This is a genomic window from Lolliginicoccus suaedae (assembly GCF_008312885.1).
In the GTDB taxonomy this organism is placed as follows: domain Bacteria; phylum Actinomycetota; class Actinomycetes; order Mycobacteriales; family Mycobacteriaceae; genus Lolliginicoccus; species Lolliginicoccus suaedae.
Window position 1 is genome coordinate 190,664 of the sequence record NZ_VSSO01000004.1, and the last position, 26,510, is coordinate 217,173.

Genomic DNA, 26,510 nt, shown 5'->3' on the forward strand with positions numbered 1-26,510 from the left:
GCTTCTCCAGGGTATTCCGGCCTCAGCGCCGCAGCGCGAGCGGCATGGTGGCGAGCGCGATGGCGGCGAGGGCGAGCAGCGCGACAGGGAAGCCCTGCTGCGCGGCGAGGTAGCCGGTGGTAATGGCACCCAGCCCGGTACCGGCATCGAAGCCGATGTTCCAGGTGGTGCTCGCGGTGCTGTACTGGCGGGGGCCGACGTAGGCGAAGGAGTCGATGAGGGTGAGGTTCTGCAGCCCCCCGTAAGCGATGCCGATGAGCGCGAGCCCGGCGATGAGCGCAAGGCCGTTCGTGTCCGTTGGGGTGGTGACGGCCCACGCAGCGAGCAGCAGCCCAGCAAGGGTGAGACCGATCAGCGGCGCGCGGTAGGGCCGGGTGCCGTGGCGGTCGGCGAGGATGCCGAACCACCACCGGCTGATGGCGGCGATGCCGGTGAGCGCGAGCAGGCCGAGCAGCGCGGCGGTGGCGGACGTCGTCATTTGCGGGGTGAAGGTGAGCAGCGCTCCGCCGGCGGCGGTCACGCCGAGAAGTATGAGCATGGGCGCGATAAGAGCGCGGAGAGTGTCGCGCAGCACTGGGCGCGGCGGGCTGGGGGCAGCGCTGGTCGCCCGGGCGTCGATAGCAGCGTGGACGGCCCGCCCGAGGCGGAGCGCGGGGAGGACCGCGAGGATGGGGCAGGCGCCCGCGAGGAACACGATCCCGTAGCCGAGGTTCTGCGCGGCCCACGGCGCGGCAGGGGTGAGCACGAACTGGGGCGCGGCGATCGCGAATCCGTAGGCGCCGATAGCGGCTCCGCGGCGGGCCGGGTCGGCGAGCTCGGCCACGGCGGTGGCGCCGCAGACGGTGATGATGCCGAACCCGATTCCGCGGAGGGCCGCGAGCGCGAGGACCGGGCCGAGATCCTGGGCGAGGAGTTGCAGCAGCGAGGGCAGGCCGAGGAGCAGGACGCCGAGCACGAGGGTGGGTGGCCATCCGAGCCGCCGGAGCGTGGCGGGCATGGCGAGCTGGGTGAGCACCGTGAACAGCATGAGCACGGCGTTGACAGCACCGGCTCCGGTGGTGCCCGCGCCGTGCTCGACGACCCACAGGGGCACGGTGGGGAACAGGATCGCGTGCCCGCCGAAGGCGAGCGCGGTCATCAGCAGCAGCGCGCCGAGCCCCGTGCCGTGCTTCCGTGTCTCCACGGGGCCACGCTAGCGCAGGAGGTAGCCGTTTCCGTCGCGGGAGCGGCTGACCATGAGGAAGATGCCGTCGATGAACGCCCAGATGCCGAGGAAGAACCAGATGACGAGGCCGAGGCCAAAAACGGGAACGCTGATCAGCCCGATGAACCAGGTGACGAGCTGCACGATGCCGAGGGCGTTGGAGCCGATGTAGAAGCGCCCGATGCCGAAGACGCCGAGGAAGATCTGGAGGATCCCGGCCACGATCTTGGACTTGCTCGACAGCGGCTCGCCCGTCATGGGGTCGCGCCCGAACGGGGCATAGGGATCGCCCATCATCGGGCTATAGTGCGCGCCGTACTGGCCCTGGTGCGGGTACTGGCCAGGCTGGTGCGGGCCAGCGGTATAAGGACCAGCGTAGGACGACTGCCCGGGATGCGGCTGCTGCGAGGGATGCGGCGGTGGCGTGGTCATGGGCGCGGGGGCCTTTCGTCGGTCGCAAGGCGCTGCGGAGCGGGTGCCGGCCTCGGGGGATCGAGCGTGGGCACGACGTTGCACTGTATATCGGCCGGAGCGCGGCTTGCTGTTACTCGACGCACCGCGTCAATGGCCCGCCTCGCTCACGCGGAGGTTCCTCACGCACAGGGAAACAGTGCCGCCGCGGTGGCGGCGATGGCCCACTGCTCGGCGAAGCGCTGCCGGACGGTGTCGAGAGCTGGGGCGAGCGGCTCGAGCTGCCGGGTGACGAGGGCCTGCTCGTCGGTCGCGGCCACTGGGTGCCAGTACACGCCGTCGGCGGTGACGGTGATCTCGGGGACGAGGGATTCCTGGGTGAGGACGAGGCCCTTGACGGCGGCGCCCTGCTTGGCGATGGGCCTGATCACTTGGTGCTCGCGGGGAATGTCGAGGCTGTCGCAGAACTCGTGCAGGGCGGTGATCTCGCCGGGCCCGGGCGAGGCGATGGTGGCGGCGATGCGCACGGTGAAGCCGAGCTTGCGGGCCAGGGTGATGCCTTCGACCGCTCGTGCCCAGCTTCCGGCGCCACGGTGGGAGTCGTGCAGGCCGGGGGTGGCGGAGTCGAGGCTGATCTGCAGGGCGAGGCCGTCGCGGGGCAGGGATTCGAGGGCGGCGAGGCGGCGTCCGCGGAACACCATGCCGTTGGTGAGGACGGTGGTGGGCAGCACGTCGACGCAGGAGGTGATGATCTCGGCGATGTCGGGCAGGAGGAACGGTTCGCCGCCGGTGAGGTAGATCTCGTGGACTCCCCAGTCGGCGGCCTCGTGGACGAGCCGCTTGATGCGGTCGGCGCCGAGCTCGCGGCGGGGTGCCTGCGGGGAGGATGAGACGCAGCAGTAGTCGCAGTGCAGGTTGCAGTGGAAGTTGGTGTACATCCACAGCCTGGCGCCGGGCATCCGGTCTGGTCCGAGCTCGTCGCGCGGATCGGGCAGGTGACCGCGCCGCACGACGAGGATGCCGCTGCCCGTCTCGTCAACGTCGGTGCGCACGATGGTGTTGCCGCTGCGGGCGCACCACCGCTGCGCGAGCAGCAGGTCCTCCTCGGTGCGGAGCGCGACCTCCCCCACGCCGCCCTGGGCGAGGCCGCTGATGGTCCGCATGAGGTCGAGGATCACCACCGTGGATCGACTCCCTGCTCCTCGATGGCGGTGAAAAGGCTCTGGTACCCGTCGAGGTGCGGACGCACCCATTTCCGCAGTCCCTCGAGCTCGAGGATCTTCCGGTGCTCGGGGTTCTCCCAGTCCATGGCGAGCAGCTGCTCGACCCACGGCCCGTAGCGCTCCTCGGGCAGCGTGTCCATGGCGGTGAACATGCAATGGCAGTACTCCGGGGTCTGCCAGGCGACCTCGAGGGATCCGGGCATGAGATCGTCGGTGCCCATGGCGTCCCAGGTGACGTTGCCGATCGCGGCGACGTCGGCCTCGCCAGCGAGCACCGCGGCGATGGCGTCGAGCTCGCTGCGGCCCGTGTCGCCGTGCTTGCCGATGTCGGAGTTGAAGCGTGTGATCGACATCGCGTCGACCGTGACGCCTTCCTTGGCCAAGTAGTGCAGCGGAAGGATCGCGGCGTGCGCGGAATCCGCGGAGCCGAGCGCGAGGCGGGAGCCCGCGATGCCGTCCGGGCCCTCGATCTGGCTTCCCGCGCGGGCGACGAACACGGTGCTGAACGTGGTGTCGGTGTCGCGCTGCGCGAGCGCCACGGCCTTGCCGTCGGTCTGCATCATCGCGCGGGCGTAGGCGAGGTTGGTGTTCCAGGCGATGTCGACGTGCCCGGCGATGAGGCTATCGACCAGCCTCGCGTAGTTGGAGTACAGCACGAAGTCCATGCTGGGATCGCCCGTCTCGGGGTCGCGGAAGTAGTCGCGGATCCCTTCCCAGATGGGCACCATGTTCGGGCTGTAGGCGACGGCTCCAACGATGATCTGGTCGGTCATGGTTCTCCTTGTCCCGAGCCGCTGCCCGGTCGCGTGGGTGCTGGTTTCTGGCGCAGGTAGTGCATGGATGCTGCCGCGATGACGGCGGCGCAGAGGTACAGCGCGGCCGAGGTGTTGGTGCCGCCTAGCCACACGTCCGACCATCCGTTCTGGATGTAGATGGAGGCGGCGGCAAGGACCGCGAGGGCAGCGGCCGCCGCGGCGATCATCGCGTTGCGGGTGATCGCGCCGCCGAGCAGGAGCAGCCCGATCACGAGGAGCACGAGGGCCCCGAGGATGTTGTAGTTGCCGAGGGTCACTTCCAGAGGCTGGTATCCGACCAGCCCGCCGCGCGAGGCGAGCAGGTCCTCGGTGAACGAGAGTGCCACGGCGAGGACACCGACGATGGCCAGCACGATGCCCCAGGTACGCATGAGCGAGGCGGCGCGCGGTGCAGCGTCTCCCGTTGCCGCGGCGTCGCGGACGGCATCGACCGCGAGGTACCGGGTGCTCCAGGCCAGGAGCAGTGCCAGGTGGATCGCGATCATCATGAAGTACGCCCACGGCCACTCGTGGGGGGCGACGGCGACGGATAGCCCGATGGCCACTGATTGCCCGATGCCGAGCAGGGCCGCGAGCTTGACGAACGTGCCGGTGAGCAGGAGCACCGCGAGGGTCGTCTCGCTGATCAGGGTGACCCAGCCAAAGATGCCGAAGTTCGGCAGCACCATGTTCTCCACGATCCAGCTGAACGGCGGGAAGACGGGATGCTCGACGCCAAGGCTGGTGAAGAAGTAGAGGCCACCGTTGTTGTTCTCGCCGAAGCTCGGCGGCTGCTTCCACACCACGTTGTACAGCCAGAGCAGTCCGGCGACGATGCGCAGCATGGTCAGCGCTCCGTCACCCACCCTCTGGTCCGGCCGGACTGGCGAGAGCAGCCACCGAATCACGTTGTTGGCCATGGCTCCAGTGTGGCGCTGGCGGGGCTCCCAGGAAGCGAGATTGTCTCTTTTGTCACTGTTTGGTCATCCCTTTTCCGCCCCCGGGGGCAGGGTTTCCAGGTGATAGTGAGGTTGCCCCCTCCTCGACGCACCCCTGGGAGATCGCATGGCACGAAGACTTGACGAATCACGGTGGCGACCGATGCATACCCGGATCGCCACTGCCCTGGGCATCGGCTGGATGCTCGATGCCTTCGAGGTCCAGATCATCGGCTCGGTCATCCCTGGCATCCAGTCTGAGTTCGGCCTCGACGGCTTCCAGGCGGTGTTCATCAACATCGTGTGGTTCGTCGGCCTCGCGCTCGGCGCGGTGGGCTTCGGCTATCTCGCCGACCGCATGGGCCGCCGCAAGCTGTTCGTCGCCACGCTCATCATGTATTCGCTCGCTGCGGTCGCGACGGCCGCCGCACCGAACTACTGGGTGTTCATCTTCTTCCGCTTCATCACCGCGCTCGGCGTGGGCGGCGAGTACGCGGCCGTGACATCGGCGATCGCCGAGTTCACCCCGGCCCGCAGCAGGGGCCGCAGCAATGGCCTGGTGATGAGCTTCTGGGCCATCGGTGGCATCCTCGCGAGCCTGGTCTCCATCGTGGTGATCTCCACCTTCGGACTGAGCTGGCGCTACGCGATGCTGTTCGGCGTCATCAGCGCCGCCTATGGGCTCATCGCGCGCAGGCTGATCCCGGAGTCGCCGCGCTGGCTGGCTTCGCAGGGCAAGCTCGAGGAGGCGGACCGCGTCGTCACCTCGATCACCGGGGTCTCGAGCCCGGACGGGTACCAGATGGACGGCCCGCCCCGGAGCACGCGTTCCGCCCTCGGCGAGCTGTGGGCCAACCACCGCCCGAAGCTGTACTTCGGCATGGCGCTCGATTTCTCCGAGGCGGCGGGCTACTACGGCTTGTTCACGGCGATGGCGATCTTCGTGTTCTCCTCGAAAACCGGTGCGGTGCCCATTGGCGATGACGTCCTGCCGTACTACTTCCTGATCGCCAATATCGGGGCATTATTCGGTGGGCTGCTCGTCTCGTGGTCGCTCGATGCTGTCGGACGGCGCCCCACCGTCACGTTTTCCTATGCCGCTGCGGCGGCAAGCATGCTGCTGTGCGCCGCGGCCGCCTCGACCGGGTCGCCGATGCTCGTGCTCATCGCGTTCACCGTCGCGGCGTTCTTCGCTACCTGCGCCTGGGTGTCGGCGTACCCGACGTTCTCGGAGATCTTTCCCACGTCGCTGCGCGCCACCGGCATCGGGGCGTCGGTCGCGGTCGGCAGGATGGGCGCGGTCATCGGGCAGATCGTGCTCGCGGAGATCGCGATCCTGTTCAACGTCACCACAGTCTTCGTGGTGCTCGGCCTGTTCTGGCTCATCGGCTCGGTCGCCGGGATCGTGTGGTGGGTGCGCGGCGTGGAGGCACGCGGAGTCTCGGTGGAGGTCCTCGGCAGGGTCGCCGAGCCCATCGCGACCCGGACGGAGCGGAGATAGCCCGCCTTGTTGTTACTGTTCCGTGCTCCCGCGGCATGGACAAGCAGGTCCGCGCGGATCACTGTTAGGGAATGAGCGGATCGGTGGACCGCGGCAAGGACCCGGCGCCGGCCTTGCGGCGAGTGCTCGGCACGAAGCTGCTGCTGCTGTTCATCGTCGGCGACATCCTGGGCACCGGGGTGTACGCGCTCACCGGCGAGGTCGCCGCCGAGGTGGGCGGGGCGGCATGGCTGCCGTTCCTCGTCGCGTTCGGGGTAGCCACTATCACGGCATTCTCCTACCTCGAACTGGTGACGAAGTACCCGCATGCCGGTGGGGCGGGCGTCTATGTGCACAAGGCGTTCGGGGTGCACTTCGTGACATTCGTGGTCGTGTTCGCGGTGATGGCCTCGGGGGTGACCTCCGCGGCGACAGCGGCTACCGCGTTCGCGGCGAACTTCTCGATCGCGCTGGGGCTCGAGGCAGACCGCTCGGGCGTGATGCTGGTGGCCCTGCTGTTCCTGTGCCTGCTCGCCGCGATCAACCTGTGGGGCGTCGCGGAGTCGGTTCGCGCGAACGTCGTGCTGACGATGGTGGAGCTCTCGGGCTTGCTGCTGGTGATCCTGGTGGGCATCTGGGCGATCGGCGCGGGCAACGCGGACTTCTCGCGGGTGGTGGTGTTCGAGTCGCCATCGGGCAAGAATGTGTTCCTCGCGGTGACGGCGGCGACATCGCTGGCGTTCTTCGCGATGGTGGGCTTCGAGGACTCGGTGAACATGGCCGAGGAGACCCGGGACCCCGTGCGGATCTTCCCGCGCGTGATGTTCACCGGGCTGGCCCTGACGGGAACGATCTACGTCCTGGTGTCGCTCTGCGTGGTGGCGCTGGTACCGGTCGGGGAACTCGCGAGCAATCCTGCGCCGCTGGTCACTGTGGTGGAGCGCGGCGCGCCTGGCGTTCCGATCGGTGAGCTGATGCCCATCATCTCGATGTTCGCGGTGGCGAACTCTGCCCTGATCAACATGATGATGGCGAGCCGCCTGCTGTACGGGATGGCGCGGCAGCAGGTGCTGCCGCGCCAGCTTGGTCTCGTGTGGGATTCGCGCCGCACCCCATGGTTGTCGATCCTGGTGACGACGGGAATCGCGATGGTCCTGCTCGTGCTGGTCACCTATGGGCCGGGCGAGGTGACGAAGAACCTGGGCGGCACGACGTCCCTGCTCCTGCTCGGGGTCTTCACCGTGGTGAACCTCGCGGTGATCGTGCTGCGTCGCGAGGATTCCACGGCGGCACATTTTCGCAGCCCCCGCTGGCTGCCGCATCTCGGCATGGCCACCTGCTTCTTCCTGGTGACCCCGCTCTCCGGGAGGCCCTCATCGCACTACGAGATAGCGGGATGGCTGCTGCTGCTCGGTGTGCTCGCGTGGGCCGGGGCGCGCGCGACCACGCCCCGGCAGCAGATTCGCGAGTGAGCTCCTACAGCCCGGAAGCCTTGGGGATGTCGAGCTCGGTGCCAACGTAGTGGTTGAAGTAGTTCGTGTAGAGGTTGAGGATGACGTGGACGAATAGCTCGCCGAGCTCCTGATCGCTCCAGCCTGCTTCGCGGGCCGCCTCCCAGGTGGTCTCCTCGACGACGCCGATGTTCCCGGCGATCTCCCGCGCCACGGCGAGCAAGGCGTCGATCTTAGTGCTGCCGGTGGTTTCGCCGGCACGGATCGCGATGGTCTGGTCGGTGCTCCAGCCGGCCTGCGTGGCGCCTCCGGTGTGCGCGGACTGGCAGTAGGCGCAGTCATCGACGGCCCCGACCGCGAGGGCGATCGCTTCCTTCACGTCGGCGTCGAAGGTGCCGCTGCGGGTGATGTTCTGCTGGATCGAGTGGTAGACGTCGAGCACGATCGGCACGTGGGCCATCTCGCCATAGATGTTGAGTACCTTGCCGAACATCTCCGCGTAGTGCTGCAGCGTCTCCGTGGTCGCTGCGGGAGCAGTCTCGGTGGTGTGCACGGGCAGTCGGGGCATGGTGTGCCTCCTTCGTCTCGCGGGCAGTTCACCTAGCACAACGCGGGCGGGCGCCACGTCGTGCCTCGACTGTCACCGTGGTGACAGACTCATGCCGGGCCCCTGCCTTCTCCGGGTCTCAGCGCTCCGGAAGGATGAGGCGGTAGAAGCGGAAGAAGTCATTGTCGATGGGCAGGATCTCGAGCCCGTCGAACCCGGCGGACCGCGCGTATGCCTCGAGCGTCGAGGGGCGCATGACGGTTCCGGTGCCGACGGAGGGCTGGTGGGACATGCCGTCGGGCAGGCAGCACAGGATGCTGAAGCCGTACATGAGCCGCTCGGTGTCGTCGCCGGGCGCGGTGAATGCCTCGGCGACCTTCTCGTCCATGATCATGACGGTGCCGTCGGGGCGGGCCATGCGTCGCATGGTGGCGAGCACGGAGACCGGATCGGGCATGTCGTGGATGCATTCGAAGGCGCAGACGAGGTCGTATCGGCCCTCTTGCCCGGCGCCCGCGGCATCACCGGGATGGAATGCGAGGTTCGGTGGGCTCCCGTGCGCCTGTGCGTTGCGACGGGCCTGCTCGATGGATGCGTCGTCGATGTCGTAGCCGTCGATGTGGCTCGCGGGGTAGCGGGTGGCCATGGCGATGCTCGACCATCCGATGCCGCAGCCCACGTCTGCCACGGTGCCGCCCGCGGTGAGCTTCTCGTGGATCTCGCCGAGCGAGGGCAGGTACTCATCGATGAGCGGCCCGAGGTAGAGCGGCTTGTTCGCGGCGCCCTGGCCTTCCCGGGCGTCGCCGCCTAGTTGCTTCCAGCTCACTCCCCCGCCGGTCCGGTAGGCGTGGACGAGGGCATCGAGATGGCTTGCGGTGGCCGCTGCGAGGGAGGCGAAGGGCGCCATGTAGGTGAGCTCGGTGTCGCGGGCGAGCACCGCTGCGGCACCATCGGGCAGCGTGTACTGGCGCTCGTCCGGTTCGGCGCGCGGGTCGTCGACGATGAGGTAGCCATTGACGGCTTGGTGCTCGAGCCATTCGCGCGCGTAGCGCGGGTGCGTTCCGGTGATGCGCGCGAGGCCGGGCGCGGCTAGCGGGCCCTCTTTGTCGAGGGCGCGGTAGTAGCCGAGCTTGTCGCCGAGGTAGATGGCCTGGGTCTCCAGGGACCCGAGCAGAGCGGCGAATACCTTCTCCGCGACAGCGTCCGCTGCGGTGCCCGGGGGCGCGGAGTCGCTCCTGGCACCGAGTGCGTCATCGGTTGGTGCGGCCACGTCTTGATCGTACTCCCGGCCACGGCCCTCGGGAATGGCCCCAAAGGAATGGCCCCAGGGGAATGGTCCGGGGGGAATAGCCCGGGGAATGTCCTGGTAGTGGCCCGCTGACCAATCTGTCGCCCGCTGCGCTGCGAATACCAGCCAGATCAGGTTCGAGCGTGTAGTCAGTGCGTCGTCACTGGGAGCGGGGAGGGAGTTGATGATGCGAAGCGTGAACCAGCCCGTGGGCATGGCCCTGGGCATTGTGCTCGTCGCTGTCGGCATCGTGGGCTTCACGGTGTCGGGGGGCCATGCTGTCGCCGGGCCGGATGGCGGTGAGCTGTTCGGCTGGCTGGGCGTGAATGTCCTGCACAACGTGGTTCATCTGCTGGTTGGCGCGGTGCTCATCGTGGGCGCGGCGGCGGGCGTGCAAGTGGCCCGGCGCACCAACACGATCATCGGTGTGGGGTTCGCCATCCTGGGGCTGGTCGGTCCGATCGTATCGGCGACGTCGTGGAACGTGCTGGCACTGAATGGTGCCGCGCATGTGGCCAACGTGCTGGTCGCGATGGTCCTGATCGGGGTGGGACTGCTGGCGGATAGCCCAGTCATCCGCACCCGGTCACCGGGGCGCCCGCTGGCGCGGAAGCATGGGATGGCATGAGTTTGACGGTGCTCGGTACGGAACCCGTGGTGGATGGCGCATGCTGGTGCCACCATAGGAAGGATGGCATCCATGCCAGAACATGACAGGATCCGATCCATCTCGCCGCAGCCGGATTCGCAGGTGGATACGCCCGAGGTGCTGCTCACGCGCTCGGCGCTCGGCGATGAGGACGCTTTCGCACAGTTCTACGACGTCATCTCGCCGTCGGTGTTCGGCATGGTGTGCCGCGTGGTGCGGGATCGCGCGCAGTCCGAGGAAGTGACGCAGGACGTCATGGTCGAGCTGTGGCGCACGGCGTCCCGGTTCGATGCGGCCAAGGGCTCGGCGACTGGCTGGGCCTTGACGCTGGCGCATCGCCGGGCGATCGATCGGGTGCGGTCGGCGCAGGCCTCGACGGATCGGGATCATCGCTCGGCGATGTTGTCGGAGCGGCGCGAGTACGACGAGGTGAGCGAGGCGGTCGAAGCGAGCCTGGAGCGCCACCAGGTGCAACGTTGCCTGGGCTCGTTGACCGAGTTGCAGCGCGAGTCCGTGATGCTGGCCTTCTACCAGGGGTACTCCTACCCCGAGGTCGCGTCGTTGCTAAAGGTGCCACTGGGCACCGTGAAGACCCGGATGCGGGATGGTCTCATCCGGCTACGGGATTGTTTGGGGGTTTCGAGATGAGGATCGATTTTCATTCTTTGACGGGGGCTTACGTTCTTGATGCCTTGCCCGCCTTCGAGCGGGAGCGTTTCGAGGTCCACCTGAAGAGGTGCCCGATGTGCGCCCATGAGGTCGCTGAGCTGCGCGAGGCCACGGCCCGCATCGCGGCTGCCTCGGCGATGGCTCCGCCACCGGAGCTCAAGGATCGCGTGATGGCGGAGGTCGCGCAGACGCGGCAGCGGCCGCCTGAGGTCAAGCCGGATCGCTCGCACCGGTCGTGGATCCCTGCGGCATCGGCTGTCCTTGCCGCTGCCAGCATGGTCGTGGCGATCGGCCTGGGCATCCAGCTCGGCCAGGTCAACCAGCAGTTGTCGGAGGAGACCCAGGCCCGGGAGTTCCTCGCGCAGCAGTACGAGCAGTTCGCTGGCCTGGTGACCGCTGATGATGCGCGTATTGCCGTCACCGAGATCGAGGGCGGGGGCACGGCCTCGGCAGTGTTCGCCAAGAGCCACGACTCGGCACTGTTCGTCACGCATGATCTTGCTCCGCTGCCGCCGGACCTTGCCTACCAGTTGTGGGTGATCCAGCCCGATGGCACGCATTCGCCGGGCGTGATGAACCCGGAGCCGGGCAGCGAGTCGGCGTCGATGCTCGCGCAGGGCATCGGTGACGAGGCGCAACTAGCGCTGACAGTCGAGCCCGCGGGCGGGTCTCCCCAGGGGACCACGCCTCCGATCATGGTTCTTCCCCTTGAATGACCGAGCGAAAGTAGGTATCTCCCATGGCACGAACTGGTGAGGCCACCTGGTGGAGGGGGGCCGTGGCGGGCGTGCTCGCCGTCGCGGCCGCCCTCGCGGTGGGGCATCTGGTAGCGGGGCTCGTCCGTATCGAGTCCTCGCCGATCTTCGCGGTCGGTGATGCGGTCATCGATGTGACCCCGGCTCCGATGAAGGAGTTCGCGATCCAGCAGTTCGGGGAGGACAACAAGAAGGTCCTGCTCGCATCCATGGCGCTGATGCTGGTGGCGCTCGCCGCCCTAGCGGGCGCATTGTCCCGCCGGACCACGACGATCGGCCTGGTGCTGCTCGGTGGGCTTGGCGTGGTGGCGGTGCTCGCGACGAGCACCCGGCCCACGTTCGAGGTCACTGATCTGCTCGCGCCGGTGCTTGGCACGGCGGCGGGGATAGCGGGGTTCCTGCTCCTGCACCGGGCTGCCCAACAGAGTGCTGGCCAACAGAGTGCTGCCCAGCAAAGTGTTGGCCAGCAGGGAGAATCCGCGCCGGGCGCGGGACCGGCTCCCGATGCGGAGGGCGAGCCTCGCACGAAGGAGCTCACCTGGGAGATCCCGGGCCTGGGGCGCCGCACGTTCCTGGTCACCTCCACCGCCGTGGCAGTCGGCGCGGGAGCCGCAGCGCTGGGCGGCCGCTTCGCTGGCCAGAGCATCGACGTGGAGGCCTCCCGCCGAGCGCTCGACCTGGTGCCGGACGAGCCTGCCCCGCCGATCCCCGAGGGCGCGGACTTCGCTTCCGTGGGCACTCCGACATTCCTGACCGACAATGCCGACTTCTACCGCGTGGACACGGCACTGACCGTGCCGCGGCTGCGCGCCGAGAACTGGGAGATGCGCATCCACGGCATGGTCGATGAGGAGATCACGCTGACCTACCAGGACCTCCTGGACATGCCGCTGGTGGAGCGCACCATCACCCTGGTGTGCGTGTCCAACGAGGTTGGCGGGCCGTACATCTCCACGTCCAACTTCATCGGTGTGGATCTCGCCGAGGTATTGCGGCGGGCGGGGGTCGATCCCCGTGCGGACCAGATCGCCACGCGCAGCGATGACGGCTGGACGTGCGGCACCCCCACCGAGGTCGTCATGGCGGAGGGCAGCAACGCGATGCTCGCGATCGGCATGAACGGCGAGCCCCTGCCGTCCGAGCATGGCTTCCCGGTGCGCATGGTCGTTCCTGGCCTCTATGGCTACGTGTCGGCCACCAAGTGGCTGGTGGACATGGAGCTGACGACCTTCGCCGACTTCGATGCGTACTGGGTGCGCCGCAATTGGGCGGAGCGCGGGCCAGTGAAGACGATGTCGCGCATCGACCGTCCACGGTCGTTCGCCCGGGTACCGAGCGGCGGCTTCATCGCGGCGGGCATCGCCTGGGCGCAGCACATCGGGATCGACAAGGTCGAGGTGCAGGTCGACGACGGGCCGTGGCAGGAGGCCGAGCTGTCCACCGAGGTGAACGTCGATAGCTGGCGCATGTGGCGGATCGAGCTCGCGCTCGACCCTGGCACGCATCGCATCAGCTGCCGCGCCACCGACCGCAACGGCAACACCCAGACCAGCGAGCGCGTGCCCCCGATTCCGGATGGCGCGTCGGGCTGGCACTCGATCGCCTTCACGGCCGAGTAGGAAAAAATAAAAACTTTCTCGGCGAACCAATCCAACCCGGCAGCAGCCACGAATTACGCTAGAAGGCACCGGATAGAGTCCCCGGGCCCCCGTCCGAACAAGGAGAATGACTCAATGCGTGCAACCACCAGGATTGCTGCCCTTTCCGCAGCATCTGCCCTCGCCCTCACCCTCTCGGCCTGCGGCAGCGACGAGGTCGAATCGACCATCGATGACGCGCAGAGCGGTGCGAGCGACGCCATGTCCGATGCCACCGACACCATGGGCGACATGATGGGCGGCGACGGAGTCACCACTGTTGACGACGTCTTCGGCTCGGCATGCGACGCCATCCCGCAGGATGCCGCCGACGAGGGCTCCCTCGACGGCATGGTCGACGACCCGGTAGGCACCGCAGCGAGCAACAACCCGCTGCTCAGCACCCTCGTGACGGCTGTCGTCGAGGCTGACCTCGTCGACACCCTCAACGACACGAACGCCGAGTACACGGTGTTCGCGCCGTACAACCCGGCCTTCGAGGCACTCGGCCAGGAGACCCTTGACGCCGTGCTCGCCGACAAGGAGCAGCTCACCGACATCCTCACCTACCACGTGGTGGGCGAGCGCCTCGATCGTGACGGCATCCTCGACGCCGGCACCCTCGACACCGTCCAGGGCGGCACCCTCGAGGTCACCGGCTCCGGCGATGACGTGCAGGTCAACGGCGCGACCGTGCTGTGCGGCAACATCCCCACCGCCAACGCGACCGTGTTCGTCATCGACACCGTCATGATGCCGCAGTGATCTGCTAGGCACTAGCAAGAACCGCGAATGCCCCGGGAATCACCCCGGGGCATTGGCGTATTCTTTGACGGAGTAATCTTCCGAAAAAGCAGCGGTGATGACTTGCTACCGATATACTTCGCCAGCTGATTCCTGGACCGCGCGAGGGGTCCGCGCGATAATGCAATCATGAGTTCTGCACCGCGAATCCAGATCGTTCATGGCGATATCACCACGATCCCCGCCGATGCGATCGTCAATGCCGCGAACTCCACCCTCCTTGGTGGCGGCGGGGTCGATGGCGCCATCCACCGCGCCGGCGGCCCCCGCATCCTCGAGGAGTGCCGCCGCCTCCGCGCCACCACGCTGCCCGACGGGCTGCCCGCGGGCCAGGCCATCGCGACCACCGCCGGCGAGCTCCCCGCCACCTGGGTCATCCACACGGTCGGCCCCGTGCATTCCCGCACCGAGGACCGCTCCCCCGTCCTGCGCGCCGCCTACACCGCCAGCCTCGGCATCGCCGATGAGCTTGGCGCAGCGACGATCTCGTTCCCGCTCATCTCGAGCGGCGCCTATGGCTGGCCCCGCGACGATGCCGCCCACCAGGCCGTGAGCGCGATCCGATCCGCCCGCACGTCTGTCGCCACCGTGCAGCTCGTGGCCTACGGCGAGGAGATGGTGGCGCTGCTCCGTCGCGCCGTGGGCTAGGGCCAGCCCGTCGCGCGGGTTTTGGCAGACTCCTCCACTCTCGTTAGAATAGCCAAACCTTATGTCCGTTTCGCGGTGAAGATCATTTTCATGCCATCCGCTTGGCGGGCGATACCCGGAGCCACGCGGAGGACCGTCCATGCCCTCGACGACCATCGGCGCGATCCACGCCACCGAGCAGCGCGGAGTCGCCTTCGTCCACGATCTCCGCTCCTTCGGCGACGCCCCCGCGATCCTCGGCCCTGGGGGACCAGTCCTGTCCTATCGCGAGCTCGCCGATCGCGTCGATGCTGCCGCAGCCCAGCTCGGCACCGCGCCACGCCTCGTGCTCATCGCCATGAGTCCCACCGTCGACGCGCTCGCTACCTATCTCGCGGCGCTCGGCAATGGACATCCCGCGATCCTTGCTCCCGCGGATGATCCCGCGATGCTCGATCGGCTGCGCTCCGCGTACTCCCCCGATGTCCTCTGCTCGCCGCGCCACGAGCGCTGGTCGATCACCCATCTCACGCGCTCGCCCAGCCACGCGCTGCACCCTGATCTCGCGCTGATGCTCTCCACCTCCGGCTCCACGGGCTCGCCCAAGCTGGTGCGGCTCTCGGCGGCAAGCGTCACCGCCAACGCCGAGGCCATCGCCGACTACCTCGGCATCCGGGCCACCGACCGTGCCGTCGCCTCGCTGCCCCTGCACTATTGCTACGGCCTCTCCATAGTCAATTCCAATCTCGCGCGCGGCGCGGCCCTGGTGCTCACCGACCAATCCGTCGCCGATCCGGGATTCTGGCACATGGTCCGGGCCGTCCGCGCCACGAGCCTGCACGGCGTTCCCCACACCTTCGATCTGCTAGAGCGTGCCGGCTTCGACAGCACCGATGCCCCCGATCTGCGCTACATCACCCAGGCCGGTGGACGGCTCGCCCCCGAGCGAGTACGCCACTACGCCCGCATGGGAACCGCGAACGGCTGGCGCTTCTACGTCATGTACGGCCAGACCGAGGCGACGGCACGCATGGCGTACCTTCCGCCCGAGCTCGCCGAGGACCACCCCGAGTGCGTCGGCGTTGCCGTTCCCGGGGGCAGCTTCCGCATCGATGCCAATCCTGGGGAGGAATCCGGGGAGCTCGTGTATTCCGGACCCAACGTGATGATGGGGTACGCGGAATCGCCCGCTGATCTCGCCCGCGGGCACGATCTCCACGAGCTGCGCACCGGCGACCTCGCCACCCGCACCGAGGCAGGGCTGATCCGCATCACGGGCCGCGCCAGCCGGTTCCTCAAGCTGTATGGCCTGCGCGTGGACCTCGACCGCATCGAGCAGCAGCTCGCCACGCCAGGGGCGGAGATCGCCTGCACCGGGGACGACACCACCCTCGTGGTGGCGTGCAGCGGCAGGGCCCGCGCTCGGGATGTGCGCGAGCAGCTGGACTCGATCGTCACGCTCCCCGGCTCCGCGGTCGAGGTCCAGGAGTGGGAGCAACTGCCGAGGCTCGCGAGCGGCAAGGTCGATTACCCCGCCATCCGGGCAGCCCGCGCCAGCACGCCGGACGCACTGCCCCCGGCATCATCGGTCGCTGATCTCTATCGACGCGTCCTGCGCGTGGAGAGCGTGCGCGAGGACCAGTCCTTCGTCGATCTCGGGGGCGATTCGCTCAGCTACGTCACCACATCGCTGGGCCTCGAGCGCATCATCGGCACCCCGCCGCGCGGCTGGCCCACGATGAGCATCGCCGAGCTCGAGGAGCAAGCCAGCCCGCCCGGACGCTTCCTCCAGCGGGTAGAGACCAACGTGGTGCTGCGCGCGCTGGCCATCATCGCCATCGTGGGATCCCACATCGGGGCGTTCAAGCTCGTCGGGGGCGCGCACATCCTGCTGTTCATCGCCGGGTGGAGCTTCGCGCGGTTCGTGCTCGCTGATGCCACCGAGTCACCAGCCGGGCGGATCCTGCGCAGCGCCAGCCGCATCGCTCTCCCCACCATGCTGTGGCTGCTGCTCGCCCGAGTGCCGTTCGCCGGGGATGTCGGCTGGTCGAACGTGCTCCTGATCAACAACATCACGCTGGTCTCGGAATCGTGGGGCTACTGGTTCGTCGAGGCACTGGTGCAGCTGCTGCTCGTCGTCGCCATCCTTCTCGCGCTGCCACCCGTGCGAGCGCTCGAGCGGCGCTTCCCGCTCGGCCTGCCCACCGTCCTGCTCGCCCTCGCTCTCGCCGCCCAGTTCCTGGTGCGCGACCCGGCCTCGAAGTTCCCCGAGCATGAGATGCACACCCTCGGCGTTGCCTGGTTCTTCCTGCTCGGATGGGTGGCGTTCCGGGCCTCGCGCTGGTGGCACACCGCGCTGGTGCTCGCCGTCGCGGCGGCCATGCTGCCCGGCTACTTCGACTATCCGGGCCGCGAGCTCGTCGTGGCGCTGGGCATCCTCGCGGTGGTGCTGGTGCCCCGGCTGCCGGTGCCGCGGCTGATGGTGCCTGCTATCGGGCTGCTGGCGAGCGCGTCGCTCTACATCTACGTCACGCACTACGCGTTCTACCCGGAGCTGCTGCGCCAGGATGTTCCCGCCCTGGTCGTGGTCCTGATCTGCCTGGCGATCGGTGCGACGCTGTGGGTGCTGTCGGAGTGGCTACACCGCCGCGTCGGTCGCGCGATCGCCCTGCGGCGCCGGGATCGCGAGCAGCGCGAGCAGGCCCACGCCGAGCACCAGCATGAGGCCAACGATTCCGCCGCGGGGCCCGTCGAGCAGCCACGCGAAGAGGCCGAACAGCGCCGGTGACAGGAACGAGGCGGCCCGGCCGGTAGTGGCGTAGAGCCCATACATCTCGCCCTCCTTGCCCGGCGGCGTCAAGCGCCCGAGGAAGGTGCGCGAGGCTGACTGGGCGGGTCCCACGAAGATCGTCAGGATCAACCCGAGGAACCAGAACGCCGCGGGGCCGTCGGTGAGGAAGAGCCCGATGCCGGCGGCGATCATCGCGGCCAGCGAGAACACGATCACGATCTTCGGGCCGATGGTGTCATCGAGCCGTCCGCCGATCAGCGCGCCGATCCCGGCGAGGACGTTGGCGGCCACGCCGAACAGGATCACGTCAGCCTCGTTGATGCCGTAGACGAGCACCGCGAGGACCGCGCCGAACGCGAACACCCCAGCGAGGCCGTCGCGGAAGATGGCGCTGACGATGAGGAACTTGACGGTGCGCGGGTCCTCCCGCCACAGCACCCGCACATCGTGGAAGAGCTTGGCATACGCGGCCTTGACGCCCTTCCCCCGCCCGGCGCGCTCCGGCTCCGGGGGCAGCTCGGGTATGGAGAGGAACAGCGGCAGCGCGAACACCGCGAACCAGATCGCTGAGACGAGCACCGCCATGCGCACGTTGAAGCCACCGTCGGTGGTGAGCCCCAGCAGGCCGCGGGTGTCTCCTTCGCCGGCGATGAAGCCGAAGTAGCAGATGAGCAGCAGGATGATGCCGCCGAAGTACCCCATCGCCCAGCCGAATCCGGAGACCCGGCCAATGGTGCGGGGGGTGGATACCTGCCGGAGCATCGCGAAGTACGGCACGTTGGACAGCTCGAACGCGATGGATCCGAGCGCGAGCAGGACGAGTCCGAGCCACAGGTAGTGGTAGTCGGCCTGGACGAAGGTCATCCCGAGCATCGTCACGATGACGAACGCGGTGAGCAGCGCCAGCGAGCGCTTGCGGCGCCCGGCGGCATCGGAGCGCTGCCCCATCACGGGGGCGAGCAGCGCCACGAACAGGCCGGAGGCGGCCAGCGTCCACGCCAGCCAGGTCTCCGCGCCGATCGTGCCCGGAAGGTCGCGCCCCACTGCGTCGGTGAGGTAGACGGTGAAGACGAAGGTGACGATCACGGCGTTGAAGGCCGCTGATCCCCAGTCCCAGAACGACCAGGCCGTGATCTGGCGCCGGCTCGTTGCTGTCGCGATGCGGCCCTCGGCCGGTGCGCCGAAGCTGTCAGGGTGCATGGTCGAAGCCTAGGGCAATCCGGGCGCGGCGGCGGGCCGAGCGGTGCATGGCGCACCATCATTCCGCCAACCCTTGCTATGAAACGAGTTGCATAGCTATTATTGGCCCATGTCGCTCGAGCACGCCATCCTCATCTCGCTCCAGGAACGCACCGGTTCCGGGTACGAGCTCGCGCGCCGCTTCGACCGCTCCATCGGCTACTTCTGGTCCGCCAGCCACCAGCAGATCTACCGCACCCTCAAGCGCATGGCCGAGACCGAATGGGTCATCGGCGAGCAGGTCCCCCAGACGGGACGCCCCGACAAGACCATCTACCGGCCCAGCCAGGCCGGCCTCGACGCGCTGCGCGACTGGATCGCCGAGCCCGTCGACACCAGCAATTTCCGCAGCATCCTCGCCGTCAAGCTGCGCGGCGCCGCCTACGGCGACATATCCGCCCTCGCGCTCGAGTTCAAGCGCCACCGTGCCCTCGCCGAGCAGCGCCTCGCCACCTACCGCGATATCGAGGCGCGCGACCTGGCCCGGACCGGCCGCACCAGCCCCGACGAGCTGGCCGGCACCCCGCTGCACCAATACCTCGTGCTCCGCGCCGGCATCATCGAGGCCGAGTCCTTCCTCGCCTGGTGCGATGAGGTGCTCGCCGCCCTCGATGCCACTCCGCCCGCGGCGCCCCAGAGCCAGCCGCACGCCTGACCACCTGCCCCGCAAGCCCCGCCAGGCACAGCCCGCCCGGCGGACACCACACAGAAAGTGATCCACAGATGGCACAGCCCGCCACCGAGCATCCCGCGAGCCCGCACCCCACGTACCCGCACCTGATGCAGCCCCTCGACCTCGGCTTCACCACGCTGAAGAACCGCGTCATCATGGGCTCGATGCACACCGGCCTCGAGGACCGCGCCAAGCACATCCCCCGGCTCGCCGAGTACTTCGCCGAGCGTGCCCGCGGCGGCGTCGCCCTGATCGTCACCGGCGGCTACTCCCCCAACCTGCAAGGCAGCCTCTACCCGCTCGCTGGCAAGCTCACCACCAAGAAGGAAGCCAAGCAGCACCGCCAGATCACCGAGGCCGTCCACGAGGCCGGCGGCAAGATCGCCCTGCAGATCCTCCACGGCGGCCGCTACAGCTACCACCCGCTCAGCGGCTCCGCCTCCCGCATCAAGGCGCCGATCAACCCGTTCACGCCGATCGCGCTGCCGTCCATCGCGATCAAGAAGACCATCCGCGACTACGCCCGCTGCGCCAAGCTCGCCAAGCAGGCCGGCTACGACGGCGTGGAGATCATGGGTGGCGAGGGCTACTTCATCAACCAGTTCCTCGCCAAGCGCACCAACAAGCGCACCGACCAGTGGGGCGGCTCGCCCGAGAACCGTCGGCGCATCGCCGTGGAGATCTCCCAGGCCATCCGAGAGGCCGTCGGCACCGACTTCATCGTCATCTTCCGGCTCTCCATGGCTGACCTCGTCGAGGACGGCCAGACGTTCGACGAGATCATCGCGCTCGCCAAGGACCTCGAGAGCTCCGGCATCAACATCATCAACACCGACATCGGCTGGCACGAGGCCCGCGTCCCCACCATCGTCACCTCCGTGCCGCGCGGCGCGTTCGTCGAGGTCACCGCCAAGATCGAGAAGTACGTCGGCATCCCCGTGTGCGCGTCGAACCGCATCAACATGCCCGAGATGGCCGAGGAGATCCTTGCCAACGGCGACGCCCAGCTCATCTCCATGGCCCGCCCCATGCTCGCCGATCCCGACTGGGTCAACAAGGCCGCCGAGCAGCGCGAGGACGAGATCAACACCTGCATCGCCTGCAACCAGGCCTGCCTCGACCACGCCTTCGTCAACAAGAAGGTCTCCTGCCTGCTCAACCCCCGCGCCGGGCGCGAGACCGAGCTCGTGCTGCTGCCCACCAAGCGGGCCAAGAAGATCGCCGTCGTCGGAGCAGGCCCCGCCGGGCTCTCCGCGGCCGTCAACCTCGCCGACCGCGGCCATGACGTCGAGCTGTTCGAGGCCGACGCCGAGATCGGTGGCCAGTTCGCCATCGCCAAGGAGATCCCCGGCAAGGAGGAGTTCTCCGAGACCATCCGCTACTACAAGCGCCAGCTCGAGATCAAGAAGGTCCAGGTCCACCTGAACCACCGCGCCACCGCGGCCGAACTGAGCGGCTTCGACGAGGTCATCCTCGCCACCGGCGTCACCCCCCGCGTGCCCGGCATCCCCGGCGTCGACCACCCCAAGGTCATCACCTACGCCGAGGCCGTCAAGGCCCAGAAGCCCGTCGGCAAGAAGGTCGCCGTCATCGGTGCCGGCGGCATCGGCGTCGACGTCTCCGAGTTCCTCACCCACGACACCCGCCCGGCCCTCGACCTCGCGGAGTGGAAGGAGGAATGGGGCGTCGACTACACCGAGGACAACCCCGGCTACGTCACCAAGCGCAAGCCCTCCCCCTCCCCGCGCGACGTCTTCCTCCTCCAGCGCAAGGACACCCGCATCGGCAAGGGACTCGGCAAGACCACTGGCTGGGTGCACCTCGCCGCCATCAAGGGCAAGAAGGTCAACCAGCTCACCGGCGTGAACTACGAGCGTATCGACGACGAGGGGCTGCACATCTCCTTCGGCGAGGAGCGCAAGGACAAGAAGGTCCTCGACGTCGACACGATCGTGCTGTGCGCCGGGCAGGAATCCGTCCGCGAGCTCGAGGCCGAGCTGAAGGCCGCCGGAACGAGTTTGCACATCATCGGCGGAGCAGACGTCGCTGCCGAGATCGACGCCAAGCGCGCCATCCGGCAGGGCACCGAGCTCGCCGCGCAGCTCTGACAGGTCGTCGCTGAGGCCTAGCAGCTAGCGGGCCCTGGCACCCGGCCCTGGCAGTGGAAACTTTTTCGTCCCCAGCGAGGAAAAGGTTCCACTCGCCAGGGCCTTTCGCTGCCGCTTCATCTACGCGAGGTTTAGGCGCGCGAGGTCTTGCGCTCCCGCCGATACCGGCGAAACATGGGACATGCAGTGGTCGCCACGGCAAGGCCGACACCCACGGTCGCTACCGCGCGACGACCACCACAAACGACTCAACGCGGAACACACGCCCGCACGAGGAGTTCAGCACCATGTACATGCAAGTATTCCAAGGCCACGTCGCCGACGAGCAACGCCTCCGCGACTGCCTCGACCAATGGACGCGCGACATCCGCCCCGGCGCCACCGGCTACCTCGGCGCCACCTGCGGGACCAGCGATGACGGCACCTTCGTAGCAATGGTCAGGTTCGACTCCGAGGAATCGGCCCGCCGCAACAGCGAGCGCCCCGAGCAAGGCCGATGGTGGGCCGAGGCCGAGAAATGCTTCGACGGCGAGGTCACCTTCATGGACTGCCCCGACGTCAGCGAATGGCTCGGCGGCCCCTCCGGCAAGGCCGGGTACGTCCAGGTCATGGAAGGCCACTCCCCCGACTTCGACCGCATGCGCGCCATCATGAACGAGGAAGGCCAGCGCATCCACGAGCTGCGCCCCGAGATCATCGGCGGAACGCTAGCTCGCTACGGCGAGGACGGCTACATCGAGGCCGTCTACTTCACCAGCGAGGCCGAGGCGCGCGAGCATGAGCGCCTCCAGATGCCCGCCTCCTGGCAGCCCGCCATGGACGAGGAACGGCGCCTCATGGGGGACGTGCGCTATCTCGACCTGCACCGGCCGCTCGCTATGAGCTAGGGGTTCGCGGCTCGGGCGGCATCAGCTGTGCCTGGCCCCGCCGCACTGCGGCGTCGCCCGCTCGTTCGTTGCCGCACCCCTGGCCCCGGCTGCCCCACTGGCCCCGGCCGCCCCACGAGTGTGCGAAAAAAGACTGGTTTTGGGCCTTGAGCTGTCGTTTTGTGCACACTCGCGGCCCTGGAACAGGGGCGCCCGGCAGACTTCGCGACGCCCCCCCCCGGCGTGCTCGACGCTCCTCTAGCAACCACACTCGACCGAGCGAGTGACCGCCGTGAGTGGGTCGGAATGTGCCTGTGCACGCGCGCCCGCAGCGACATGGGGCAGTCCCTCACGGACCCAGTACTCGAACCCGCCGATCATCTCGCGCGCGGCGATCCCAGCCTGGCTCAGGCGCAGAGCAGCCTTGGTGGCCCCGTTGCAGCCTGGCCCCCAGCAATGCACCACCACGGGAACACGAGTGTCGTGCGTTGTGATCCAGTCATCGAGCTGGGCACGTGGCACGTGCTGGGCATGCGGGATGTGCCCCTGCTTCCAAGCGTCATCATCGCGGACATCAAGGAGCACGAACGGGGGTTCCAGGGCGACGAGATCAGCAGGGTCGATCTCGTGGCGGAGCTTGGCGGCGAAGTAGTCGATGGCTTCCATGGCTTCCAGCATTCCGCGGGATGGCCGCTCGCAACAGGCTTGATCCGCGTCAGATGACGCATTGGACCGACGATTCCCTGGCATCATCGTGGTACTGCCATGGAATCGATGGAGGCCTGATGGAGCTGGACCGGACCGATGCCGGGATCATCGCTGCCGTGCAGGAGAACGGTCGGCTCACGCTCGCCGAGCTGGGCAGGACGGTGAACCTGTCCGCGAGCGCCGTGACGGACCGCTTGCGCAAGCTCGAGGAAGCGGGCGTCATCACTGGGTACGCGGCCACTGTCGATCCCCAGAGGATCGGCTATCCCATCATGGCTTTCCTGCGGCTGCGCTACCCGTCGAGCAACTATCGCCCTCTGCATGAGGTGCTTGCCGCGACTCCGGAGATCATCGAGGCGCACCACGTCACAGGTGACGATTGCTTCATCATGAAGGCTGTCGCGAGCTCGATGGCTCACCTCGAGCAGGTTTCCGGGCGCATCGGTGCGCTCGGCAGCGTCACCACCAGCGTCGTGTACTCCAGCCCGCTGCCGCCGCGAGCGCTGCGCCCGCTCGACCGGTCTTGAGGGCTTTCTTGTCGCCACCTTGTCCCCGCGAGTGTGCGAAAAACGACTGGTTTCCCGCCTTGAGCTGTCGTTTTGTGCACACTCGCGGCGGCACCGGACCACTCGCGGCACCGGACCACTCGCGGACGCCCCCTAGTAGAGGGTGCTGCGCATCGTCTCGGCGCTGTAGACCCGCTCGATCTCTGCGGGCTGCCCCGCGCTGGGGTTGACCTCGCTGACGAGCCGCGCGGTCGATGGCAGTGATTCGGGTTCCCAGGCATCGTGCTGCCACAGCCGCGAGCGGAGGAATGCACGGGCGCAATGAAGGAAGATCGTGTCGATATCGATGATGATCGCGAGGATGGGGCGATTGCCCTGCACGATCAAGTCATCGAAGAAGGGAGCGTCGCGCACGAGGCGGGCGCGCCCGTTGATGCGGAGCGTCTCGGTCCGCCCGGGGATGATCGACAGTATCCCGATGCGCGGGTTCTCCAGGATGTTGAAGTAGCCGTCGCCGCGCCTGTTGCCGGGCCGCTCGGGGATGGCGATCGTGCGGTCGTCGAGGACATGCACGAACCCAGGCGGGTCGCCCTTGGGGGAGGCATCGCAATTGCCGTGCGCGTCGCTGGTGGCGATGACGCAGAATGGCGACCTCGCGAGCCATTCCCTGTCGCGCTCGTGCAGGCGTGCGCGCTCCTTGGTGGCCGCGCGCGGGTGCACGTCCCCTAGGATTCCGCGCAGCGCATCAGGATCGGTGATGGGCTTCTCGTCGGTCATGGTGGCCTCCTCGGCAGTCCCCGGGCCCAGGCAACGACGCCAGCGGGGGCCGCGCCCAATCTACCCTGGCACGCCGCCGGGAGGAGGGCTAGCGTGTGGTCATGCGCTCCACGATGATTCATGCCCCTGGTGACGTGCGGATCGAGAACGTGCCGGATCCCGCGATCTCCGCGCCGACGGACGCGATCGTGCGGATCGTGCGCACCTGCGTGTGCGGCTCGGACCTATGGGCCTACCGCGGCACCGAACCCGTTGACCAGCCGCACCCGATCGGGCATGAGTTCATCGGTGTCGTCGAGGAGTCCGGGCCGGAGTCGTCGATCAAGCCGGGCACATTCGTGATCTCGCCGTTCACCGATAGCGACGGTACGTGCCAGCATTGCACCAACGGCATCTTCACGTCCTGCGTGCAGGGCGGCTTCTGGGGCGGCCTGAACCGGGCCGGGGAGCAGCTCGGCGGGGCGCAGTCGGAGTACATCCGGGTGCCGTTCGCCGATGGCACGCTCGTGGCGCTCGACGATCATCCGGATGATGCGATGCTGCCGTCGCTGCTGACATTGTCGGATGTGATGGGCACGGGTCATCACGCGGCACTGATGGCGAACGTACGGCCGGGAGCATCGGTGGTGGTCGTGGGCGATGGCGCGGTGGGCCTGTGCGGGGTGCTCGCGGCGAAGCGGCTGGGCGCGGAACGGATCATCGCGATGTCGCGGCACGAGTCCCGCCAGCAGCTCGCCCGGGAATTCGGCGCGACCGATGTGGTGGCGGAGCGCGGCAAGGAGGGCGTCGCGCGGGTGAAGGAGCTGCTGGGCGGCTCGGGCGCGGATTGTGCTCTCGAGTGCGTTGGCACGAAGGCCTCGATGGCGCAGGCATTGTCGTCGTTGCGCCCCGGCGGCAGCCTGGGCTTCGTGGGCGTGCCCGCGGGCGGCCCGGAGCTGCCGGTGGGCGCGATCTTCTCGAAGAACCTGCGCGTGGCCGGCGGGGTGGCACCGGTGCGGGACTACATCCGCGACCTGCTGCCCGATGTGATGGACCGCAGCATCGATCCGGGGCGGGTGTTCGACGCTGTGCGGCCGCTCGACGAGGTCGCTGGCGCGTACACGGACATGGATGGGCGGTCAGCGATCAAGGTGATGCTCACGCCGTGATGCGGTGGGCGACTGTCGTCGGTTCAACGGTCATCGCCACCTCATTGGCAACGGTCGGGGTGGCCTGCTCGTCCCCGTTCGATGCGCTCGGCTCGGGCAGCATGTCGCCGTCGATGGGCGACGAGGATCTCGCAGGGACCCCACCGTTGACCGTCTCGACGGAGATCGATGGCTTGTCGGTGCCCTGGGACGTCGTGACGGCGCCGGACGGGACGTTGCTGACGGGCGAGCGCTCGGGCCGGTTCGTCGCCAAGCTCCCCGGCGGGACGGTGCGCGAGGTCGCGGCGGACCTGTCGGACTTGTGGGCGCAGGGCGAGACCGGACTGATGGGCCTGGCCCTCGACGACGACTTCGCGTCCAATCGCATCCTGTACGCCTGCCACGGTTTCGATGACGGCAATACCCGCGACATCCGGGTCACGTCCTGGACGGTCGAGGAGGACTGGTCGGCGCTCGTGCCCGCGGGAACGGTCATCGACGGGTTCCCCACCGTGACGGGCCAGCATGGCGGCTGCCGGATCCTCGTTGACGACGAGGGCAGCCTGTACATCGCCACGGGCGACGCGGCAGTGGGCACGAACCCCCAGGATCCCGATGTCCTTGGCGGCAAGGTGCTGCACGTGACGACGAGCGGGCACCCCGCGGCGGGCAACCCAGACCCCGCGAGCCCGGTGTTCACCCTGGGCCACCGCAACCCGCAGGGCCTCGCGAAGGATCCCGCGTCCGGCGACATCTACAGCGTGGAGCATGGCCCGGACCGGGATGATGAGGTCAATCAGCTGGTCGCGGGCGGCAACTACGGCTGGCGACCGGACCGGGCCGGGTTCTACGACGAGTCGGTGCCGATGACCGATCCCGTGCGGGTTCCCGGCGCTATCGAGGCGGTGTGGAGCTCGGGGACTCCCCCGATCGCTCCAGGCGGAATGGCATTCCTGCAGGGCGCCAAGTGGGGCGAGTGGGAGGGTGCCATCGTGATCAGCGCGCTCCGGGGGCAGCAGCTGCGCTTCCTCAAGCTGTCCGCTCACGGCTCGACGGTCGTATCGGAGGGCAAGCCGCCGGAGCTCGACGGCACGGTAGGACGGATCCGCAGCGTGCATTCCCAGCCGGATGGCTCGCTGCTGCTCACCACCTCCAACCGGACCGGCGACCGCGTCCTGCGGGTACGCCCGGACTGAGGCGCCCTAGCGGGTTCCGGGCATCGGCGGGCCACTGCGCCC

Annotated in this window: 24 protein-coding genes and 1 pseudogene; 15 read left to right on the forward strand and 10 right to left on the reverse strand. The window is 68.2% G+C overall.

Annotated elements, in window-relative coordinates; all coding sequences use genetic code 11:
* Window positions 1–22: 22 nt before the first annotated feature.
* From FXO18_RS12655 to FXO18_RS12675, 5 genes are all read right to left on the reverse strand, one after another.
* Window positions 23–1,183, reverse strand: a complete 1,161-nt coding sequence (locus tag FXO18_RS12655) for an MFS transporter (protein ID WP_223114743.1) — start codon at window positions 1,181–1,183, stop codon at window positions 23–25.
* Window positions 1,184–1,192: 9 nt separating this feature from the next.
* Window positions 1,193–1,636 carry a TM2 domain-containing protein gene (locus FXO18_RS12660; protein ID WP_149361488.1) on the reverse strand — a complete coding sequence of 148 codons (444 nt, stop codon included), beginning with the start codon at window positions 1,634–1,636 and terminating at the stop codon, window positions 1,193–1,195.
* A gap of 161 nt (window positions 1,637–1,797) precedes the next feature.
* Window positions 1,798–2,796: an Rv1681 family radical SAM protein gene (locus tag FXO18_RS12665; RefSeq protein WP_235900649.1), complete on the reverse strand. Its 999-nt coding sequence runs from the start codon at window positions 2,794–2,796 to the stop codon at window positions 1,798–1,800.
* Entirely contained in the window at window positions 2,790–3,611 is an 822-nt protein-coding gene (locus FXO18_RS12670) for an Rv1680 family SBP-like protein (RefSeq protein WP_149361489.1), read from the reverse strand. Before FXO18_RS12670 ends, FXO18_RS12665 begins: the two co-directional genes overlap by 7 nt.
* Window positions 3,608–4,552 carry an Rv1678 family membrane protein gene (locus FXO18_RS12675; protein ID WP_187774350.1) on the reverse strand — a complete coding sequence of 315 codons (945 nt, stop codon included), beginning with the start codon at window positions 4,550–4,552 and terminating at the stop codon, window positions 3,608–3,610. Before FXO18_RS12675 ends, FXO18_RS12670 begins: the two co-directional genes overlap by 4 nt.
* A gap of 145 nt (window positions 4,553–4,697) precedes the next feature.
* Here FXO18_RS12675 and FXO18_RS12680 point away from each other — a divergent pair, with 145 nt between their 5' ends.
* Together FXO18_RS12680 and FXO18_RS12685 are read left to right on the forward strand one after the other, a co-directional pair.
* Window positions 4,698–6,071 (forward strand): MFS transporter, encoded by a 1,374-nt coding sequence (locus FXO18_RS12680; protein WP_149361490.1) that lies wholly within the window; start codon window positions 4,698–4,700, stop codon window positions 6,069–6,071.
* 71 nt (window positions 6,072–6,142) lie between these two features.
* A complete protein-coding gene (locus FXO18_RS12685) occupies window positions 6,143–7,522 on the forward strand; it encodes an APC family permease (RefSeq protein ID WP_149361491.1) in 1,380 nt (459 codons plus the stop codon).
* A 4-nt stretch (window positions 7,523–7,526) separates the two neighbouring features.
* Here FXO18_RS12685 and FXO18_RS12690 read toward each other — a convergent pair whose 3' ends face one another.
* Both FXO18_RS12690 and FXO18_RS12695 read right to left on the reverse strand, forming a co-directional pair.
* Complete coding sequence (locus FXO18_RS12690) at window positions 7,527–8,069, reverse strand: carboxymuconolactone decarboxylase family protein (RefSeq protein WP_149361492.1); 543 nt, start codon at window positions 8,067–8,069, stop codon at window positions 7,527–7,529.
* A gap of 118 nt (window positions 8,070–8,187) precedes the next feature.
* Window positions 8,188–9,318 (reverse strand): class I SAM-dependent methyltransferase, encoded by a 1,131-nt coding sequence (locus FXO18_RS12695; protein WP_407936473.1) that lies wholly within the window; start codon window positions 9,316–9,318, stop codon window positions 8,188–8,190.
* A 202-nt stretch (window positions 9,319–9,520) separates the two neighbouring features.
* On the opposite strand from FXO18_RS12695, the gene FXO18_RS12700 reads away from it, so the two are divergent.
* The 7 genes and pseudogenes from FXO18_RS12700 to FXO18_RS16230 all read left to right on the forward strand — a co-directional run.
* Window positions 9,521–9,964 (forward strand): DUF4383 domain-containing protein, encoded by a 444-nt coding sequence (locus FXO18_RS12700; RefSeq protein WP_149361494.1) that lies wholly within the window; start codon window positions 9,521–9,523, stop codon window positions 9,962–9,964.
* Between the two features lie 72 nt (window positions 9,965–10,036).
* Window positions 10,037–10,633: an ECF RNA polymerase sigma factor SigK gene (gene sigK, locus FXO18_RS12705; protein ID WP_149361495.1), complete on the forward strand. Its 597-nt coding sequence runs from the start codon at window positions 10,037–10,039 to the stop codon at window positions 10,631–10,633.
* Window positions 10,630–11,370 carry an anti-sigma factor gene (locus FXO18_RS12710; RefSeq protein ID WP_149361496.1) on the forward strand — a complete coding sequence of 247 codons (741 nt, stop codon included), beginning with the start codon at window positions 10,630–10,632 and terminating at the stop codon, window positions 11,368–11,370. Before sigK ends, FXO18_RS12710 begins: the two co-directional genes overlap by 4 nt.
* Before the next feature lie 23 nt (window positions 11,371–11,393).
* Complete coding sequence (locus tag FXO18_RS12715) at window positions 11,394–13,028, forward strand: molybdopterin-dependent oxidoreductase (RefSeq protein WP_149361497.1); 1,635 nt, start codon at window positions 11,394–11,396, stop codon at window positions 13,026–13,028.
* A gap of 114 nt (window positions 13,029–13,142) precedes the next feature.
* Window positions 13,143–13,811, forward strand: a complete 669-nt coding sequence (locus FXO18_RS12720; RefSeq protein WP_149361498.1) for a fasciclin domain-containing protein — start codon at window positions 13,143–13,145, stop codon at window positions 13,809–13,811.
* A gap of 168 nt (window positions 13,812–13,979) precedes the next feature.
* Window positions 13,980–14,498 carry an O-acetyl-ADP-ribose deacetylase gene (locus FXO18_RS12725; RefSeq protein ID WP_149361499.1) on the forward strand — a complete coding sequence of 173 codons (519 nt, stop codon included), beginning with the start codon at window positions 13,980–13,982 and terminating at the stop codon, window positions 14,496–14,498.
* A 427-nt stretch (window positions 14,499–14,925) separates the two neighbouring features.
* Window positions 14,926–17,082: pseudogene (locus tag FXO18_RS16230) on the forward strand (AMP-binding protein); the annotation flags it as partial.
* Between the two features lie 33 nt (window positions 17,083–17,115).
* Here FXO18_RS16230 and FXO18_RS12735 read toward each other — a convergent pair.
* Entirely contained in the window at window positions 17,116–18,468 is a 1,353-nt protein-coding gene (locus tag FXO18_RS12735; protein ID WP_149361500.1) for an MFS transporter, read from the reverse strand.
* Between the two features lie 109 nt (window positions 18,469–18,577).
* Between FXO18_RS12735 and FXO18_RS12740 the strand changes: the two genes are divergently transcribed.
* The 3 genes from FXO18_RS12740 to FXO18_RS12750 all read left to right on the forward strand — a co-directional run bounded on the left by FXO18_RS12740 (window position 18,578) and on the right by FXO18_RS12750 (window position 22,175).
* Window positions 18,578–19,162: a PadR family transcriptional regulator gene (locus tag FXO18_RS12740; RefSeq protein WP_149361501.1), complete on the forward strand. Its 585-nt coding sequence runs from the start codon at window positions 18,578–18,580 to the stop codon at window positions 19,160–19,162.
* A gap of 68 nt (window positions 19,163–19,230) precedes the next feature.
* Window positions 19,231–21,288, forward strand: coding sequence for an NADPH-dependent 2,4-dienoyl-CoA reductase (locus FXO18_RS12745; protein WP_149361502.1), 2,058 nt, complete (start codon window positions 19,231–19,233; stop codon window positions 21,286–21,288).
* 287 nt (window positions 21,289–21,575) lie between these two features.
* Window positions 21,576–22,175, forward strand: coding sequence for a hypothetical protein (locus FXO18_RS12750; protein WP_149361503.1), 600 nt, complete (start codon window positions 21,576–21,578; stop codon window positions 22,173–22,175).
* A gap of 237 nt (window positions 22,176–22,412) precedes the next feature.
* Here the strand turns inward: FXO18_RS12750 and FXO18_RS12755 are convergent, their stop codons facing one another.
* Complete coding sequence (locus FXO18_RS12755) at window positions 22,413–22,820, reverse strand: rhodanese-like domain-containing protein (protein WP_187774352.1); 408 nt, start codon at window positions 22,818–22,820, stop codon at window positions 22,413–22,415.
* Window positions 22,821–22,939: 119 nt separating this feature from the next.
* On the opposite strand from FXO18_RS12755, the gene FXO18_RS12760 reads away from it, so the two are divergent.
* A complete protein-coding gene (locus FXO18_RS12760) occupies window positions 22,940–23,389 on the forward strand; it encodes an Lrp/AsnC family transcriptional regulator (RefSeq protein WP_149361505.1) in 450 nt (149 codons plus the stop codon).
* 132 nt (window positions 23,390–23,521) lie between these two features.
* Here the strand turns inward: FXO18_RS12760 and FXO18_RS12765 are convergent, their stop codons facing one another.
* Entirely contained in the window at window positions 23,522–24,145 is a 624-nt protein-coding gene (locus FXO18_RS12765; protein WP_149361506.1) for an MSMEG_1061 family FMN-dependent PPOX-type flavoprotein, read from the reverse strand.
* A gap of 101 nt (window positions 24,146–24,246) precedes the next feature.
* Between FXO18_RS12765 and FXO18_RS12770 the strand changes: the two genes are divergently transcribed.
* Entirely contained in the window at window positions 24,247–25,293 is a 1,047-nt protein-coding gene (locus FXO18_RS12770; RefSeq protein WP_149361507.1) for a zinc-dependent alcohol dehydrogenase family protein, read from the forward strand.
* Window positions 25,293–26,468: a PQQ-dependent sugar dehydrogenase gene (locus FXO18_RS12775; protein WP_149361740.1), complete on the forward strand. Its 1,176-nt coding sequence runs from the start codon at window positions 25,293–25,295 to the stop codon at window positions 26,466–26,468. Before FXO18_RS12770 ends, FXO18_RS12775 begins: the two co-directional genes overlap by 1 nt.
* Window positions 26,469–26,510: the final 42 nt, after the last annotated feature.